Genomic DNA, 15,357 nt, shown 5'->3' with positions numbered 1-15,357 from the left:
GGGTAGCCTGGACGGCCAGGTCCTGGTCTACGCGGTCCGATCATGTGCGTGCACGCAGGGCTCAAGGGGCGACCGCGCCGCTGCGATCAGCCCTTTCGACCCGCAGGCACATGGAGGCAGTCCGGTATGGCGACGACCGCAGCTTCGAACTCCTCGCTCGCGCAGAAACTGCGCGGGCTCCAGGGCGAAGTCGTGAAGTTCGGCATCGTCGGCCTGAGCGGCGTGGTGGTCAACTTCGCCGTCTTCTGGGTCTGCATCAACGGCCTGGGCCTGGCCTCGGTGCGGTCGAACATCGCGGCGACGGTGATCGCGATCGCGACCAACTACCTGGGCTACCGCTACTGGCTGTACCGGGACCGCGACGCCGCCTCCCGCAAGCGGGAGATCACCCTCTTCCTCGTCTACAGCGGCATCGGCATGCTGATCGAGACCGGCGTGCTCGGCTTCTCGGTGTACGTGCTGAAGCTGGACTCGCACTACGAGCAGCTGGGCGCCAAGGTGATCGGCCTCGCGGTGGCCACCGTGTTCCGCTTCGTCTCGTACCGGACCTGGGTGTTCAAGGCCGACCCGGCGCCGGTCGAGCTGCCGGCCCAGCAGCCGGTGGGCGCCGCCGACGGCCAGGACCTGGCCGCCCAGGCCGAGCTGATGCTCGCCACCGAGCAGATCCGCTACGCGAAGGCCGAGTAGCCCCCTCCCCCGCGTACCACCGCAGCCCCGGCAGGCCGAACCGGCCGCCGGGGCTCGCCGTTTTCCGGGCTTGCCGCCCCCGCCACCGCCGGAGGAGAGTGGTTACCGAAGGCGAGCGCGGTCGGCGAACGATCACGGCCGAGGGGGGTCCAGGAGGCTCGCCATGACGTTCGTCCAGATCATCGACTGCAAGACCGACAGGCTCGACGACCTCAACCGGCTGATGGACCGCTGGGTCGAGGCGACCAGGGGCAAGCGGACCGCCTCGCACGCGGTGGTGGGCACCGACCGTTCCGACACCAGGCACGTGGTGGAGATCGTGGAGTTCCCCTCCTACGACGAGGCGATGAAGAACTCCCGCCTGCCCGAGACCGACCGGATCTTCCGCGAGATGGTGGCGCTCTGCGACATGCCGCCGACCTTCACCGACCTCGACGTGACCCGCGATCTCGGGTTCGACAAGGCCACCGCGAGCCGGGTCCTGGAGGAGCTGTCCCGCGGCAACCTCGACGTCATCGACGAGTGCATGACCGCCGACTACCGCGACCACGACTACGGCAGCGAGAGCGACGCCGTCGGCCCGGCCGCGTTCCGGGAGCGCTGCAGCGGCTACCTGGGCGCCTTCGACTTCCGCTTCGACACCGAGGGCCAGATCGCCGAGGGCGACGAGGTGGCCACCCGGTGGACCTGGCACGCCACCCAGAAGGCCGACTTCATGGGCGTGCCGAACACCGGCAAGTCGGTGGTCGGCCGCGGCACGACCACCTTCCGCTTCAAGGACGGGAAGATCTGCGAGGGCTGGTGGCAGTGGGACGTCATGGGCCTGATGCGCCAGCTCGGCGTGCTCCCCGGCGCCTGACCCCGTCGGCACGGGCCGGAGGACGGGCCCGTGGCCCGTCAGTCCTCCTGGCTGCGCCCGAGGAAGAGCGCGAACACCGGGGGCTTCAGCGAGAGCAGTTCGAGCCGCCCGCCGTCCGCCTCCGCGAGGTCGCGGGCGACGGCGAGGCCGATGCCGGTGGAGTTGCGGCCGCTGACCGCGCGCTCGAACACCCGGTTGCCGAGGTCCGGCGGCACCCCGGCGCCCTGGTCCTGCACCTCGACCACCACCGAGGTGCCGGACGGCCGGACCCGCAGGGTGATCGTCCCGGCGCCGTGCATCAGCGAGTTCTCGATCAGGGTGGCCAGCACCTGGGCGACCGTGCCCGGGGTGCCGACCGCGGTGACCCCGTGCAGGCCCTCCAGGGACAGCACCCGGCCGGTCTCGCGGAGCGACGGCCCCCACTCCTCCACCTGCTGCTTGATGACCTCGTCCAGGTCGAAGGCGACGGCGGTGGGGCTGCGCGGGTCGCGCTGGGTGGTGAGCAGCCGCTGGACGACGTCGGTGAGCCGCTCGACCTGCTGGAGGGCGATGGTCGCCTCCTCCTTGACCGTCTCCGGGTCCTCGGCGAGGGCGATGATCTCCTCCAGCCGCATGGAGAGCGCGGTGAGCGGGGTGCGCAGCTGGTGCGAGGCGTCGGCGGCGAGCCGGCGCTCGGCGGTGAGCATCCGGGCGATCCGCTCGGCGCTGGTGTCCAGCACCTCGGCGACCCGGTCGAGTTCGGGCACCCCGTAGCGGCGGTCGCGCGGGCGCGGGTCACCGGAGCCGAGCCGTTCGGCGGTCTCGGCGAGGTCGGTGAGCGGCCGGGCGAGCCGCTTGGCCTGCCAGACCGCGAGCGCCACGGCGGCCTGGACGGCCAGCAGGGCGACCACGCCGAGCAGCAGCAGGTTGTTGGCGATCTCGTGGTCGACGTCCGCGCGGGACTGCTCGACGGTGACGGTCTCGCCGCTGTTGCCGCGCTCGACGGCCTTCAGCAGGTGGTCGCCGGCCGGGCGCTGACCGGCCGAGAGGACCGGCTGGCCGGGGACCTGCACCTCGACGTAGCTGCCCTCGGTGACCTGGCTCTCGAAGGCCCGCTCGTTGGTGACCGACTCGCCCGCCGCGATCCGGCTCTCGACCAGGGCGAGCACCCGGACGGCGGCGGCGTCGACCCGGTCCTGGGCCGAGTTGACGATGGTGCGCTTCTCCACCAGGGCGAGCGGCACGCAGAACACCACGACCACCACCAGGACGACGCCCAGCAGCGAGTTGATCATCCGGCGTTTCACGCTGCCGCTCCCCGAGGTGTTCCGCTTCACCGGCCGTGGCCCGGTCCTGGTCTCCGTACGGGGCTAATTCTTCTCGAACCGGAACCCCACCCCGCGCACGGTGGCGATGTAGCGGGGGTTCGCCGCATCGTCGCCGAGCTTCTTGCGGAGCCAGGAGATGTGCATGTCCAGGGTCTTGGTCGAGGTCCACCAGGTGGTGTCCCAGACCTGCCGCATGATCTCCTCGCGGGTGACCACCCGGCCGGCGTCCCGGACCAGGACGCGCAGCAGCTCGAACTCCTTGGCGGAGAGGGTGAGCTCCTCGTCGCCGAGCCAGGCGCGGTGCGACTCGATGTCGATCTTCACCCCGTGCGCGCCGGTGGTGAGCTGGTCGACGTTGCCGCGCCGGAGCAGCGCCCGGACGCGGGCCAGCAGTTCGGCCAGGCGGAAGGGCTTGGTGACGTAGTCGTCGGCGCCGGCGTCCAGGCCGACCACGGTGTCCACCTCGTCGGCGCGGGCGGTGAGCACCAGGACGGGGCAGCTCTTGCCGTCGGCGCGCAGTCGGCGGCAGACCTCAAGGCCGTCCATCTCGGGCAGCCCGAGGTCGAGGACGACGAGGTCGACCTCCTCGGTGAGGCCGGCGGCCAGTGCGGTCGGACCGTCCTCGCGGACGAGCACCTCATAGCCCTCGCGTCGCAGGGCCCGGGCGAGCGGTTCGGAGATCGCCGGATCGTCCTCGGCGAGCAGCACACAGGTCATGTGGTGATGGTAGTCCGCCGGGGTATGCCCGGACGCCCTGTGAGGTAGTTCACAGAGCGTGATCGTTATACAAGCATTCAAGTGATCTCAACAGGGCGTTGCAGTCCGCCGGTTCAGTGCAGATTCCCCTTCTCGATCTTGAATCCGAAGGGAGGGAACCCCATCTACCATGGATCGATCGGGAAGATCCGTTGATCCCTTTGCCATCGGCATACCTAATCCATGCCTTTTGTCATCTGATAGAGCCAAATATCGCCACGTAGAGTGGTTTCGTCCACGTCCGCCGCCACCCCCCTAGGCGGACGCTGTCAGGCAAGGAACCACTACACATGGCGTCTACCACCCGGGTTGCCGACCTCGCGTCGACCTCCCCCAGCGGCAAGACCTTCCTCGGGCACCCCCGAGGCCTCGCCACGCTGTTCATGACCGAGATGTGGGAGCGCTTCTCCTACTACGGCATGCGCGCCCTGCTCATCTACTACCTGGTCTCCGGCGGTGCCGACGCGGCAGCCGGCAGCCAGGGCGGCGGCCTCGCCATGAAGGCGACGATGGCGACGGCGATCTACTCCGTCTACGTCTCCATGGTCTACCTCATGGCCTACCCCGGCGGCTGGTTCGGCGACCGGGTCTGGGGTGCCCGCAAGACCGTCACCGTCGCCGGTTTCGTGATCATGGCCGGCCACCTCGCGCTGGCCGTCCCGGGCCAGGCGGCGTTCTTCGCCGGCCTGCTCCTGGTCGCGGTCGGCTCCGGGCTGCTGAAGGCCAACATCTCCACGATGGTCGGCCACCTGTACAACGGCCCCGAGGACCCGCGCCGCGACGGTGGCTTCACCGTCTTCTACATGAGCATCAACCTCGGTGCCTTCGCCGCCCCGTTCATCATCGGAACGGTCGGCAAGGAGTACAACTGGCACCTGGGCTTCGCCCTGGCCGCCGTCGGCATGGGCCTCGGCCTGCTGCAGTTCCTGCTGGGCACCCGCCACCTGAGCCCCAAGAGCAGCCTGGTCCCGAACCCGCTCATGCCCGCCGAGCGCAAGAGCCTGCTGCTGAAGGCCGGTGCGACCGTCCTCGCGATCGCCGTCTTCTACGGCGCCGTCGTCGCCCTGGGCGTCTACACGCTGAACTGGGCCCTGGTGCCGCTGACCATCGCCGGTCTGCTCATCCCGGTCGTCGTCCTGACCCGCATAAAGCGCGACAAGGACCTGAGCACCGGCGAGCAGTCCAAGATGTCCGCGTACATCTGGTTCTTCGCCGCGGCCGCCATCTTCTGGATGATCTACGACCAGGGCGGCTCGACGCTCTCCCTGTTCGCCGACAAGAACACCGCGGACACCCTGCTCGGCTTCGGCTTCTCGGCCACCTGGTACCAGTCGCTGAACCCGCTGTTCGTGATGGCGCTCGCGCCGGTCTTCGCCTGGCTGTGGCTGTGGCTGTCCCGCCGGAACAAGGAGCCCAACACCATCGTGAAGTTCGCGATGGGCCTGGTCCTGATCGGTGCCTCGTTCTTCATCTTCATCGTCCCGATGAACATGGCGGGCGACGGCAAGGTCTCCCCGATGTGGCTCGTCTCGATCTACATGATCCAGACCATCGGCGAGCTGTGCCTCTCCCCGGTCGGCCTCTCGGTCACCACCAAGATGGCGCCGCAGAAGTACGCCTCCCAGATGATGGGCGTCTGGTTCCTCGCCGTCACCGCCGGTGACTGCACCACCAGCCTGCTCTCGCTGGCCGGCGTCAACCTGGACGGCACCGGGATCATCGCGCTGCAGGCAGCGCTCGCGACCCTGGCCGGCGTCGCGGTCTACATGGGCCGCAAGCGCGTCCAGGCGCTCATGGGCGGCGTCCACTGACGCCCGCCTGACCGGCCCACCGCTTCCGGGGCCGCCGTGGATTCCTGAGATCCACGGCGGCCCCGGTCGTTTTCCGCCCACGGTGCACGGCGCCCGGTACGGCGGCGGGCCCACGGCACCCGGTAGGGCGGCGGGGACCGGAGAACAGCGGGCCGCGAACAGACCTCGGAGGAGAGGAACGGGCCCCCGCGAACGGCGGGGCCCAGGAACGACGAAAGGCCCCCGCGAACGGCGGGGGCCCGGGAACGACAGGAGGCCCCCGCGCCCGCCACCCCGGGGGCGCGGGGGCCTCCCGCAGACCGTCGGTCAGACCTCGCGGACGCCCGCTCGCCAGACCGCGGCCGTCAGCGGCACGCCCGGCCGGTAGGCCAGGTGGACGTGCGAGGGTGCGTCGAGCAGCAGCAGGTCGGCGCGGGCGCCGGGCGCGACCACGCCGACGTCGGTGCGCCGCAGCGCCTGGGCGCCGCCCACGGTGGCCGCCCGGACCGCCTCGTCCGGCGTCATCCCCATCTCCCGCACCGCCACCGCGATGCAGAACGCCATCGAGCTCGTGAAGCTGGAGCCCGGGTTGCAGTCGGTGGACAGCGCCACGACCGCCCCCGCGTCCAGCAGCCGGCGCCCGCTCGGGTACTCGGCCCGGGTGGAGAACTCCGCCCCCGGCAGCAGGGTCGCGACCGTCCCCGAGCCGGCCAGCGCCGCCACGTCCTCGTCCGTCAGGTGGGTGCAGTGGTCCGCCGAGGCGGCCCCCAGCTCGACGGCGAGCTGCACGCCGGGCCCGTACGAGAGCTGGTTGGCGTGGACCCGGGGGGTGAGGCCGCGCTCGATGCCGGCGGTCAGGATCGCCCGCGCCTGGTCGCCGTCGAAGGCGCCCTTCTCGCAGAACACGTCCACCCAGCGGGCGTGCGGGGCGCAGGCGTCCAGCATCTCGCCGGTGACCAGGTCGACGTACCCGGCCGGGTCCTCGGCGTACTCGGGCGCCACCACGTGCGCGCCGAGGTAGGTGGTCTCCGGGGTGTGCCGGGAGGCGATCCGCAGCGCCCGGGCCTCGTCCGCCACCGTCAGCCCGTAGCCGGACTTGCACTCGATGGTGGTGGTGCCCTGGCGCAGCGCCTCCCGGACGAACCGGTCGAGGTTGGCCTCCAGTTCGGCGTCGCTCGCGGCGCGGGTGGCCGCCACGGTGGTGCGGATCCCGCCTGCCGTGTACGCCTGCCCGGACATCCGGGCGTTGAACTCGGCGGTGCGGTCGCCGGCGAACACCAGGTGGGCGTGCGAGTCGACGAAGCCGGGCAGCAGGGCCCGGCCCTCGGCGTCGAAGCGCTCGTCCGCGGCCGGGGCCTGTGCCGCCGGGCCGACCCAGGCGACGGTGGCGCCGTCCAGCACCACGGCCGCGTCGGCCAGCAGGCCGAGCGGCCCGCTGCCCTGTCCGGGGTCGTTGGTGACCAGGCTGCCGATGCCCGTGATCAAGGTGGTCCTGGTGCTCAAGACAAGGCCTTCCGGAGGGAGGTGGACTGGGGTTCCAGCAGCGGACGGGGTTCGGCGGGGCGTTCGACGGGGGTTCAGCAGTCCAGCGCGCCGATGGCGGACCGCAGCGCGCCGGGCACGTCGGCCACCAGCTGGTGCACGCCGTCCCGCACGACGTGCCGGCCGCCGACCACCACGTGCCGCACGTCCGCCGCCGAGGCGGCGAAGACCGCGATCTCGGCGCCGAGCCGGGGCGGCGGGCCCGCGGTGCGGACCGAGTCCAGCGCGATCACCGTGAAGTCGGCGAGCGCCCCGGCCTCGACCCGGCCGGCCTCCGGCCAGCCCAGCGAGGCGTGGCCGTCCTCGGTGCCGGCCCGCAGCAGCGCGTTGGCCGTCCAGTGGCCGCGGGTCCGGGTGCGCAGCCGCTCGTCCAGCTCCAGCGCGCGGGCCTCCTCGAACGGGTCGATGACCGCGTGGCTGTCGCTGCCCAGGGTGATCGGGCAGCCCGCCGAGGCGAGCCGGCGGGCCGGGCCGATGCCGTCCGCGAGGTCCCGCTCGGTGGTGGGGCACATGCAGACGGTCGTGGAGGAGTCGGTGAGGAGCTTGACGTCCTCGTCGGTGAGGTGGGTGGCGTGCACGACCGAGGTGCGCGGGCCGAGCGCGCCGTGGTCGGCGAGCAGCCGGGTCGGGGTGACGCCGTGCGCGGTCAGGCAGGCGTCGTTCTCGGCGGTCTGCTCGGACAGGTGGACGTGCAGCGGCGCCTTGCGCATCGCCGCCCAGTGTGCGACGGTGCCCAGCTGCTCGGCCGGGACGGCCCGGACCGAGTGGATGGCGGCGCCGATCCGGGCGTGCTCGCGGGGCTTGAGCGCGTCCACGCGCTCGGCCCAGGCCTGCGCGTCGCCGTCGCTGAACCGCTGCTGCGGCTTGGTGGGCTCGGCGCCGAAGCCGGCCGACAGGTAGCAGGTGTCCAGCAGGGTGATCCGGAGGCCGGCCCGGGCGGCGGCCTCGATCAGCGCCTCGCCCATCGCGTTCGGGTCGGTGTAGCGGGCCCCGCCGGGTGCGTGGTGCAGGTAGTGGAACTCGCCGACGGCGGTGATCCCGGCCAGCGCCATCTCGGCGTAGACGGCGGTGGCGAGCTCCAGGTAGGCGTCCGGGTCGAGCGCGCCGGCGAACCGGTACATGGTGTCGCGCCAGGTCCAGAAGGTGCCGGAGCCGACCTGCACGTGCCCGCGCAGCGCCCGGTGGAAGGCGTGCGAGTGGGCGTTCGCCTGCCCGGGCAGCAGCAGCCCTTCGAGCCGGACGGCGCCGGGCGGGCAGGGCCCGCTGTCCGGCGTCACCGAGGTGGTCCGGCCGTCGGGGCCGGTGGCGATCAGCACGTCCCGCTCGACCACCGGCCCGTTCGGGTGCGGCAGCCAGGCGTACTGGGCCCAGTAGCTCACTGCGGTCACTGACACGCGAGGTCCTCCAGTACGTCGGCGAGGGCGGTGACCCCGGCCAGGCAGTCGGCCACCTCGGCGTGTTCGGCCGGGGAGTGGGAGACGCCGCTGGGGTTGCGCACGAACAGCATGGCGGTCGGGATCGCGGACGCCAGGATCCCGGCGTCGTGTCCCGCCCCGGTGGGCAGCACCGGGGCGTCCAGCAGCTTGGCGAGCCGGTCGCGCAGCGGCCCGTCGAAGTCCACCACCGGGGTGTAGGACTCGCGGGTCAGCTCGACCCGGACGCCGTCGCGCTCGCCGCGCTCGGCGGCGGCCTGCTCGATCTCGGCGACCAGCGCGGTGAGGGTGCGCTCGTCGGCCGCCCGGGAGTCCAGCCAGCCGCGCACCAGCGAGGCGATCGCGTTGGTGCCGTTGGGCTCGACCGCGACCTTGCCGAAGGTGGCCAGCGCGCCCGCCAGCTTCGCCTTCTTGCGGGCGGCGAGCACGGTGTTGGCGTAGGTCAGCATCGGGTCGCGGCGGTCCTCGATCCGCGTGGTGCCGGCGTGGTTGGCCTCGCCGTGGAAGTCGAACCGCCAGCGGCCGTGCGGCCAGATCGCGCCGGCCACCCCGACCGGCTGCCCCTCGGCGAGGTAGCGGCCCTGCTCGACGTGGAGTTCGACGAAGGCGCCGATCCGGGCCAGCCGGTCGTCGTCCGCACCGATCCCGGTCGGGTCGTAGCCGGCCTTCTCCATCGCGTCGGGCAGCCGGACGCCGGCGGCGTCGCGCAGCTCGTACGCGGCCTCCTGGGAGAGCACGCCGGCGGTCAGCCGGGAGCCGATGCAGGCCACGCCGAACCGGGCGCCCTCCTCGTCCCCGAAATTGACGATCGCCAGCGGCCGGGTGAACTCCGTTCCCCGGGCGCGGAGTTCGTCCAGCGCGGCGAAGGAGGAGACCACCCCGAGCGGGCCGTCGAAGGCGCCGCCGTCCGGGACGGAGTCCAGGTGCGAACCGGTGACGACGGCGCCGCCGGCCTGCGGATCACCCAGCCAGGCCCACTGGTTGCCGTTGCGGTCCAGTTCGTACGCCAGACCGCGGTCGCGGGCCTGCTGCTCGAACCAGGCGCGGCACTCGGCGTCGGCGGAGTTCCAGGCGAAGCGGCGGTAGCCGCCGGTGGAGGCGGAGCGGCCCACGGGGAGCAGCTCCGCCCACATCTCCTCGAAGGACGGGACCGTCACAGTTCACCCATCGGGACGCGCACGCCACGCTCGGCGGCGACCTCGTCGGCGCGGTCGTAGCCGGCGTCCACGTGCCGGATGACGCCCATGCCCGGGTCGTTGGTGAGCACCCGGCGGATCTTCTCCCCGGCCAGCGCGGTGCCGTCGGCGACGGTGACCTGGCCGGCGTGGATCGAGCGGCCGATGCCGACGCCGCCGCCGTGGTGGATGGAGACCCAGGAGGCGCCGGAGGCGACGTTGACCATGGCGTTGAGCAGCGGCCAGTCGGCGATGGCGTCCGAGCCGTCCAGCATCGCCTCGGTCTCCCGGTACGGGGAGGCGACCGAGCCGCAGTCCAGGTGGTCACGGCCGATGACGATCGGCGCGGACAGCTCGCCCGAGGCGACCATGTCGTTGAAGCGCTCGCCGGCCTTGTCGCGCTCGCCGTAGCCGAGCCAGCAGATGCGCGCGGGCAGGCCCTGGAAGTGCACCTTCTCCTGGGCCATCTTGATCCAGCGGTGCAGCGACTCGTTCTCCGGGAAGAGGTCGAGGACGGCCTTGTCGGTCTTGTGGATGTCCTGCGGGTCGCCGGACAGCGCGGCCCAGCGGAACGGGCCCTTGCCCTCGCAGAACAGCGGGCGGATGTACGCGGGGACGAAGCCGGGGAAGGCGAAGGCGCGGTCGTAGCCGGCCAGCTGGGCCTCGCCGCGGATCGAGTTGCCGTAGTCGAAGACCTCGGCGCCGCGGTCCATGAAGCCGACCATGGCCTCGACGTGCTTGGCCATCGACTCGCGGGAGCGCTGGGTGAACTCGGCGGGCTTCTCGGCCGCGTAGGTCGCCATGTCGTCGAAGGCGACGCCGACCGGCAGGTAGCTCAGCGGGTCGTGGGCGCTGGTCTGGTCGGTGACGATGTCGATCGGCGCGTCCATCGCGAGCAGCTGCGGGAAGACCTCGGCGGCGTTGCCCAGCAGGCCGATGGAGAGCGGCTGCTTCTTGTCGCGGGCGGCGGTGGCCAGCTCCAGCGCGTGGCTGAGGTCCTTGGCCTCGACGTCCAGGTAGCGGTGCTCGATCCGGCGGGAGATACGGGACGGGTCGCAGTCGATGCAGATCGCCACGCCGCCGTTCATGGTGACGGCCAGCGGCTGGGCGCCGCCCATGCCGCCGAGGCCGGCGGTGAGGGTGATGGTGCCCTCCAGCGTGCCGTTGAACCGCTTGTTGGCGACGGCGGCGAAGGTCTCGTAGGTGCCCTGGAGGATGCCCTGGGTGCCGATGTAGATCCACGAGCCGGCGGTCATCTGGCCGTACATGGTGAGCCCGAGGCTCTCCAGCCGGCGGAACTCCTCCCAGTTGGCCCAGTCGCCGACCAGGTTGGAGTTGGCGATCAGCACCCGCGGCGCCCACTCGTGGGTCTGCATCACACCGACCGGGCGGCCGGACTGGACCAGCATGGTCTCGTCCTGCTTCAGGCCCTGCAGCGTCTTCACCATGGCGTCGAAGGAGCGCCAGTCCCGTGCGGCCTTGCCGGTGCCGCCGTACACGACCAGCTTCGACGGGTGCTCGGCCACCTCGGGGTCGAGGTTGTTCATCAGCATCCGCAGGGCGGCCTCCTGCTGCCACCCCTGCGTCGTGAGCCCCGTGCCACGCGCCGCGCGCACCTCGCGCGGCCCGCTCGCCTGCTGCTGCACCATAGTCCCGGCCTCCCTGCGGATGGATTCATTCAAGCTCTGTTCGACTGAATATAACTAAACAAGCGGGTTTCGACCAGACCCCGGAACAATCCGATCAAGGCGTGAGACAACACGGCCGCCCGCCATACGCTGGGGCCCCGAACACCAGCCACTCGGCCCATCAGAGGACCTGCCGGACGCCGAGGACGACTACGCGACTCCCGACCTGCTCGCACTGCCCGTCGAGTGGGAGAACAACGACGCCTGGTTGGCCGAACCTCGCCGCACCGCCCTCGCCGTCGAGGTGGTTCCCACCCTGTCGCCCGTCAGCCACCTCGCGACCAAGACCAGCTGGTACGCCGTCGCGGGCGTGCCGACGCTCCTCGCGCTCGACCCGCGCAACGGCAGCTGGACGCTCTACACCCACCCCCGCGACGGTGCCTACCAGGGCATCCTGCACGGCAAGTACGGCGAGCCCGTCCCACTGCCCGCGCCGCTGCCCGCCGAGCTGGACACCTCAGGTCTCCCCCTGTACGCGCCCCGCAGCTGAGTCAGGCCGCCGCGTCACCGTCCCAGTCGATGCCGATCTCGGCGAGCCAGCGGCGGTCGTCGGCGTCCGGGGCGGGCGGGGACGGCGGGCGGGGGATGTTCTGGACGGGGCCGAGGCCGTACTTCTCGGCGGCCGCGGCGGCGCGGGCGTCGGGTTCGATGACGCCGACGTGGACGGCGGACTCGTCGCCCGGGTCGAGGACGGTCAGTTCGGGTTCGGGCAGGCGCCGCAGGGTGACTCGGCGCCCGCAGGTGGGGCAGGACCATTCGTCGGCACCCGAGGCCAGGCGGGCGACGAACTTCATCTCGTGGATCACGCGCATGGGTGACACCCCCTGCAGGAGGGGATGCCCGGGTTTGTGACGGCTACTCCCCTGCCGCTGCTCCAGGCCGCGTCCGTTCCGGGCTGCGGCTATTCCAAGAAGAGCCCGCGTGCCGCCGCCGACTGTTCGATCGCCTCCAACCGGGCTTCCGCGCCCGGGAGTTCGTCGCACATGGCCTGCAGCAGCACCCGGCCGAGCATCATCGGCGCGCACGCGGTGTCGAAGACCAGCCCGGTGCCGACGGCGGCCGGCAGCATCAGGTCGGAGAGCTTGGCGACCGGCGCGAAGGCGCTGTCGGCGACGGTGAGCACGGTCAGCCCGCACTCCCGGGCCACCGCCAGGGCGTCCATCAACTCCCGCGGGTAGCGCGGCAGCGCGAAGCAGAGCAGCGCGGTGGCCCCGGCCGCGGCGGCCTGTTCGAGGCGGTCGGCGAGCATGCTGCCGCCCTCGTCCAGGAGCCGGATGTCCGGGTGCACCTTGGCGGCGAAGTAGGCGAAGCCGCGGGCCTGCGCCGAGGCGGCCCGCAGGCCGAGCACGGGCAGCGGGCGGGAGGCGGCGAGCAGCCGGGCGGCCCGGATGATCGGCTCCGGGTCGGCGAGGAGTTCGGCGAGGTGGCGCAGGTGCGCGATCTCGGCGAGCACGGCCTGCTGGTGCTCGTTGCGCACCGCGTCGTCCGGGGTCTCCGGCGCGGTCGGCTCTCCCCCGCCGAGTTCGCGCAGCTGCTTGCGCAGCGCCGGGTAGCCGTCGTACCCGAGGGCGACCGCGAAGCGGGTGACGGAGGGCTGGCTGACGCCCGCGAGTTCGGCGACCTCGACGCTGGACAGGAACGGCGCCTCGGTGGCGTGCCGCACCAGGGAGTGCGCGATCCGGCGCTGGGTCGGCGTCAGCCGGTGGCCCTCGAAGAGCTGGAGCAGCCGGGCGGAGGGGCCGACGCTGCCGGTCTCGTCGGTGGCGGTCATCAGCGGTACCTCCGGGTGCGAGCGGTTCGGACGACGACTGTGCAGCAGCGGGCCGCGCCTGGCAAAGACGTCTCGTACGGCGGGACGCAACGTGAGACGTCCCGCGGATCGGACCGGATCGAACGGTATCCGGACACTTCCGAGCCGGGCCCGGGCGGTCGCCGGGTCCGGCTCGGGGTAACCCTGATTTGTCCCTGAGCCCGCCCGGATTCCCCCCGCGAACGGATGGACCGGGCGTCACCGCGGGGCCAGGCTGGACCCCATGGACACTCGCCAGGACGATCTGCGGCGCGACCTCGACGCCACCCTGCAGGCCCGCAAGGAGCTCGGCAAGGAGTACGAGGACGAGCTCGTCGACTCCTTCATGAAGCGCCTCGACGCCCGCCTGGACGCGCGGGTCGAGCGCTCCGTGGCACAGCGGATGGACGACCACGAGCCGGGTCCGTACCGCGACCGCCACCACCGGTCCCGCCGCCAGGGCTGGACCAAGCGCTCCGGCAGCGGGCTCGCGGTGGTCTCGATGGCCTTCGGCATCCCGTTGACCGCGATCGCCAGCAACCCCACGAACGGCGGCTTCGCCGGTCTGCTGGTCTGCTGGGCGGGCATCGTCGGGGTCAACTTCGCCGCCGCGTTCGGCGAGCGCCGCAACCGTGAGGACCGTCGGCCGCGGAGCGACTGGGACTGAGCCCCGGTCGCCCCGCGCCGGCGGTGCGTCAGGCCAGCGGGCCGGTGACCTCTTCGACCGCGCGCACCAGGTCGCCGGAGGCGACCAGCGCCGCGGCCGCCTCCAGGTCCGGCGAGAGGAAGCGGTCGCGGCCGGCGCCGCCGACCCCCGCCTCCCGGGCGACGGCCAGCGCGGCCGCGGAGGCCGGGGCGATCCGGCCGGCCGAGTCGGCCTGCTGACGGATCTCCAGCGCGCGGGCGGCGGCGGTGAGTTCGACGGCGAGGATCCGGCCGAGGTTGTCGACGGCCTGGCGCAGCTTGCGCGCGGCCGACCAGCCCATCGACACGTGGTCCTCCTGCATCGCGGAGGACGGGATCGAGTCGACCGAGGCCGGGACGGCGAGCCGCTTGTTCTCGCTGACCAGCGCCGCCTGGGTGTACTGGGCGATCATCAGGCCGGAGTCCACGCCCGGGTCGTCGGCCAGGAAGGCCGGCAGGCCGTGCGAGCGGGCCTTGTCGAGCAGCCGGTCGGTGCGGCGCTCGGAGATCGAGCCGAGGTCGGCGGCGGCGATGGCGAGGAAGTCCAGCACGTACGCGACCGGGGCGCCGTGGAAGTTGCCGTTGGACTCCACCCGGCCGTCCGGCAGCACCACCGGGTTGTCCACCGAGGCGGCGAGCTCGCGGGAGGCGACCAGCTGGGCGTGCGCCAGGGTGTCGCGGCCGGCGCCGGCCACCTGCGGGGCGCAGCGGATCGAGTACGCGTCCTGGACGCGCGGTGCGTCGTCCTGGTGGTGGCCGGTGAGGCCGGAGTCCTTGAGGACGGCCAGCATGTTGCCGGCGCTGAGCGCCTGGCCCGGGTGCGGGCGGATCGGGGCGTGCAGCTCGGGGGCGAGCACCTTGTCGGTGCCGAGCAGCGCCTCCAGGCTCATGGCGGCGGTGATGTCGGCGGTGGTGAACAGGCGCTGCAGGTCGGAGATGGCCATGACCAGCATGCCGAGCATGCCGTCGGTGCCGTTGATGAGGGCCAGTCCCTCCTTCTCCAGCAGCTCGACCGGCTCGATGCCGGCGGCGGCGAGCAGCTCGGCGACGGGCTTCTCCTCGCCGTCCGGGCCGGTGGCGGTGCCCTCGCCCATCAGGACCAGCGCGCAGTGCGACAGCGGCGCGAGGTCACCGGAGCAGCCGAGCGAGCCGAACTCCCGGACCACCGGGGTGATGCCGGCGTTGAGCAGGGCGGCCATGGTCTGCGCGACCAGCGGACGCACCCCGGTACGGCCGGAGGCCAGCGTCTTCATCCGCAGGAACATCAGCGCGCGGACCACCTCGCGCTCGACGGCCGGGCCCATGCCGGCGGCGTGCGAGCGCACCAGCGACCGCTGCAGCTGGGCGCGCAGCTCGGGGCTGATGTGCCGCACGGCGAGCGCGCCGAAGCCGGTCGACACGCCGTAGACGGGGCGCGGCTCGGCCGCGAGGGCGTCGATCCGCGCACGGGCGGCCGCCATCTCGGCGAGCGCGTCGGGACCGATCTCGACCCGGGCGTTGCCCCGGGCGACGGCCAGAACGTCCTCGGCGCTGACGTCGGCCTTGCCGACCAGGACCAGCGGAGCGTCGGGGGCCACAGCACTGTGCATATCCATATACACCATCACATCAGGTGAATGAAGATATGACAACAGGTGCTCGCCATTC

General features: G+C 72.3%; 14 protein-coding genes. 5 read left to right on the top strand and 9 right to left on the bottom strand.

The features are described 5' to 3' along the window. Positions 1-126 precede the first annotated feature (126 nt). Together ABT048_RS05920 and ABT048_RS05915 are read left to right on the top strand one after the other, a co-directional pair. Positions 127-687 carry a GtrA family protein gene (locus ABT048_RS05920; RefSeq protein WP_350520048.1) on the top strand — a complete coding sequence of 187 codons (561 nt, stop codon included), beginning with the start codon at positions 127-129 and terminating at the stop codon, positions 685-687. A 163-nt stretch (positions 688-850) separates the two neighbouring features. Next, complete coding sequence (locus ABT048_RS05915; RefSeq protein ID WP_350520047.1) at positions 851-1,546, top strand: ester cyclase; 696 nt, start codon at positions 851-853, stop codon at positions 1,544-1,546. Positions 1,547-1,584: 38 nt separating this feature from the next. On the opposite strand, the gene ABT048_RS05910 is transcribed toward ABT048_RS05915, so the two are convergent. After that, positions 1,585-2,832, bottom strand: a complete 1,248-nt coding sequence (locus tag ABT048_RS05910) for a sensor histidine kinase (protein ID WP_350520046.1) — start codon at positions 2,830-2,832, stop codon at positions 1,585-1,587. 63 nt (positions 2,833-2,895) lie between these two features. Then, positions 2,896-3,570, bottom strand: coding sequence for a response regulator transcription factor (locus ABT048_RS05905; protein WP_030058577.1), 675 nt, complete (start codon positions 3,568-3,570; stop codon positions 2,896-2,898). Positions 3,571-3,899: 329 nt separating this feature from the next. On the opposite strand from ABT048_RS05905, the gene ABT048_RS05900 reads away from it, so the two are divergent. Next, on the top strand, positions 3,900-5,420 hold the full coding sequence (locus tag ABT048_RS05900) for a peptide MFS transporter (protein ID WP_350520045.1): 1,521 nt from the start codon (positions 3,900-3,902) through the stop codon (positions 5,418-5,420). A gap of 306 nt (positions 5,421-5,726) precedes the next feature. Here the strand turns inward: ABT048_RS05900 and hutI are convergent, their stop codons facing one another. The 4 genes from hutI to hutU form a co-directional block, all read right to left on the bottom strand. Beyond that, entirely contained in the window at positions 5,727-6,902 is a 1,176-nt protein-coding gene (gene hutI / locus ABT048_RS05895; protein ID WP_350520044.1) for an imidazolonepropionase, read from the bottom strand. Between the two features lie 74 nt (positions 6,903-6,976). Continuing rightward, positions 6,977-8,329, bottom strand: coding sequence for a formimidoylglutamate deiminase (locus ABT048_RS05890; protein ID WP_502893972.1), 1,353 nt, complete (start codon positions 8,327-8,329; stop codon positions 6,977-6,979). Next, positions 8,326-9,507 carry an allantoate amidohydrolase gene (locus ABT048_RS05885; protein ID WP_350520100.1) on the bottom strand — a complete coding sequence of 394 codons (1,182 nt, stop codon included), beginning with the start codon at positions 9,505-9,507 and terminating at the stop codon, positions 8,326-8,328. The genes ABT048_RS05890 and ABT048_RS05885 overlap by 4 nt, the downstream gene beginning before the upstream one ends. Positions 9,508-9,527: 20 nt before the next feature. After that, the gene (hutU, locus tag ABT048_RS05880; protein WP_350520042.1) at positions 9,528-11,198 is read right to left on the bottom strand and encodes a urocanate hydratase; all 1,671 of its coding nucleotides are present in this window, start codon (positions 11,196-11,198) and stop codon (positions 9,528-9,530) included. Positions 11,199-11,286: 88 nt separating this feature from the next. On the opposite strand from hutU, the gene ABT048_RS05875 reads away from it, so the two are divergent. Beyond that, entirely contained in the window at positions 11,287-11,727 is a 441-nt protein-coding gene (locus ABT048_RS05875; RefSeq protein WP_350520099.1) for a Uma2 family endonuclease, read from the top strand. A gap of 1 nt (position 11,728) precedes the next feature. On the opposite strand, the gene ABT048_RS05870 is transcribed toward ABT048_RS05875, so the two are convergent. Both ABT048_RS05870 and ABT048_RS05865 read right to left on the bottom strand, forming a co-directional pair. Then, entirely contained in the window at positions 11,729-12,049 is a 321-nt protein-coding gene (locus tag ABT048_RS05870) for a hypothetical protein (RefSeq protein WP_350520041.1), read from the bottom strand. A gap of 89 nt (positions 12,050-12,138) precedes the next feature. Then, entirely contained in the window at positions 12,139-13,008 is an 870-nt protein-coding gene (locus tag ABT048_RS05865; protein ID WP_350520040.1) for a MurR/RpiR family transcriptional regulator, read from the bottom strand. Positions 13,009-13,270: 262 nt separating this feature from the next. Here ABT048_RS05865 and ABT048_RS05860 point away from each other — a divergent pair, with 262 nt between their 5' ends. Further along, positions 13,271-13,693 carry a hypothetical protein gene (locus ABT048_RS05860; RefSeq protein WP_350520039.1) on the top strand — a complete coding sequence of 141 codons (423 nt, stop codon included), beginning with the start codon at positions 13,271-13,273 and terminating at the stop codon, positions 13,691-13,693. 28 nt (positions 13,694-13,721) lie between these two features. Here the strand turns inward: ABT048_RS05860 and hutH are convergent, their stop codons facing one another. Then, on the bottom strand, positions 13,722-15,299 hold the full coding sequence (gene hutH / locus ABT048_RS05855; RefSeq protein ID WP_350520038.1) for a histidine ammonia-lyase: 1,578 nt from the start codon (positions 15,297-15,299) through the stop codon (positions 13,722-13,724). Positions 15,300-15,357 lie beyond the last annotated feature (58 nt).

Origin of the sequence: Kitasatospora sp. NPDC096140 (genome assembly GCF_040303045.1) — a bacterium.
GTDB lineage: Bacteria > Actinomycetota > Actinomycetes > Streptomycetales > Streptomycetaceae > Kitasatospora.
Note: the sequence above shows the minus strand (reverse complement) of the source record. Positions and strands in the feature narration are given on the sequence as shown.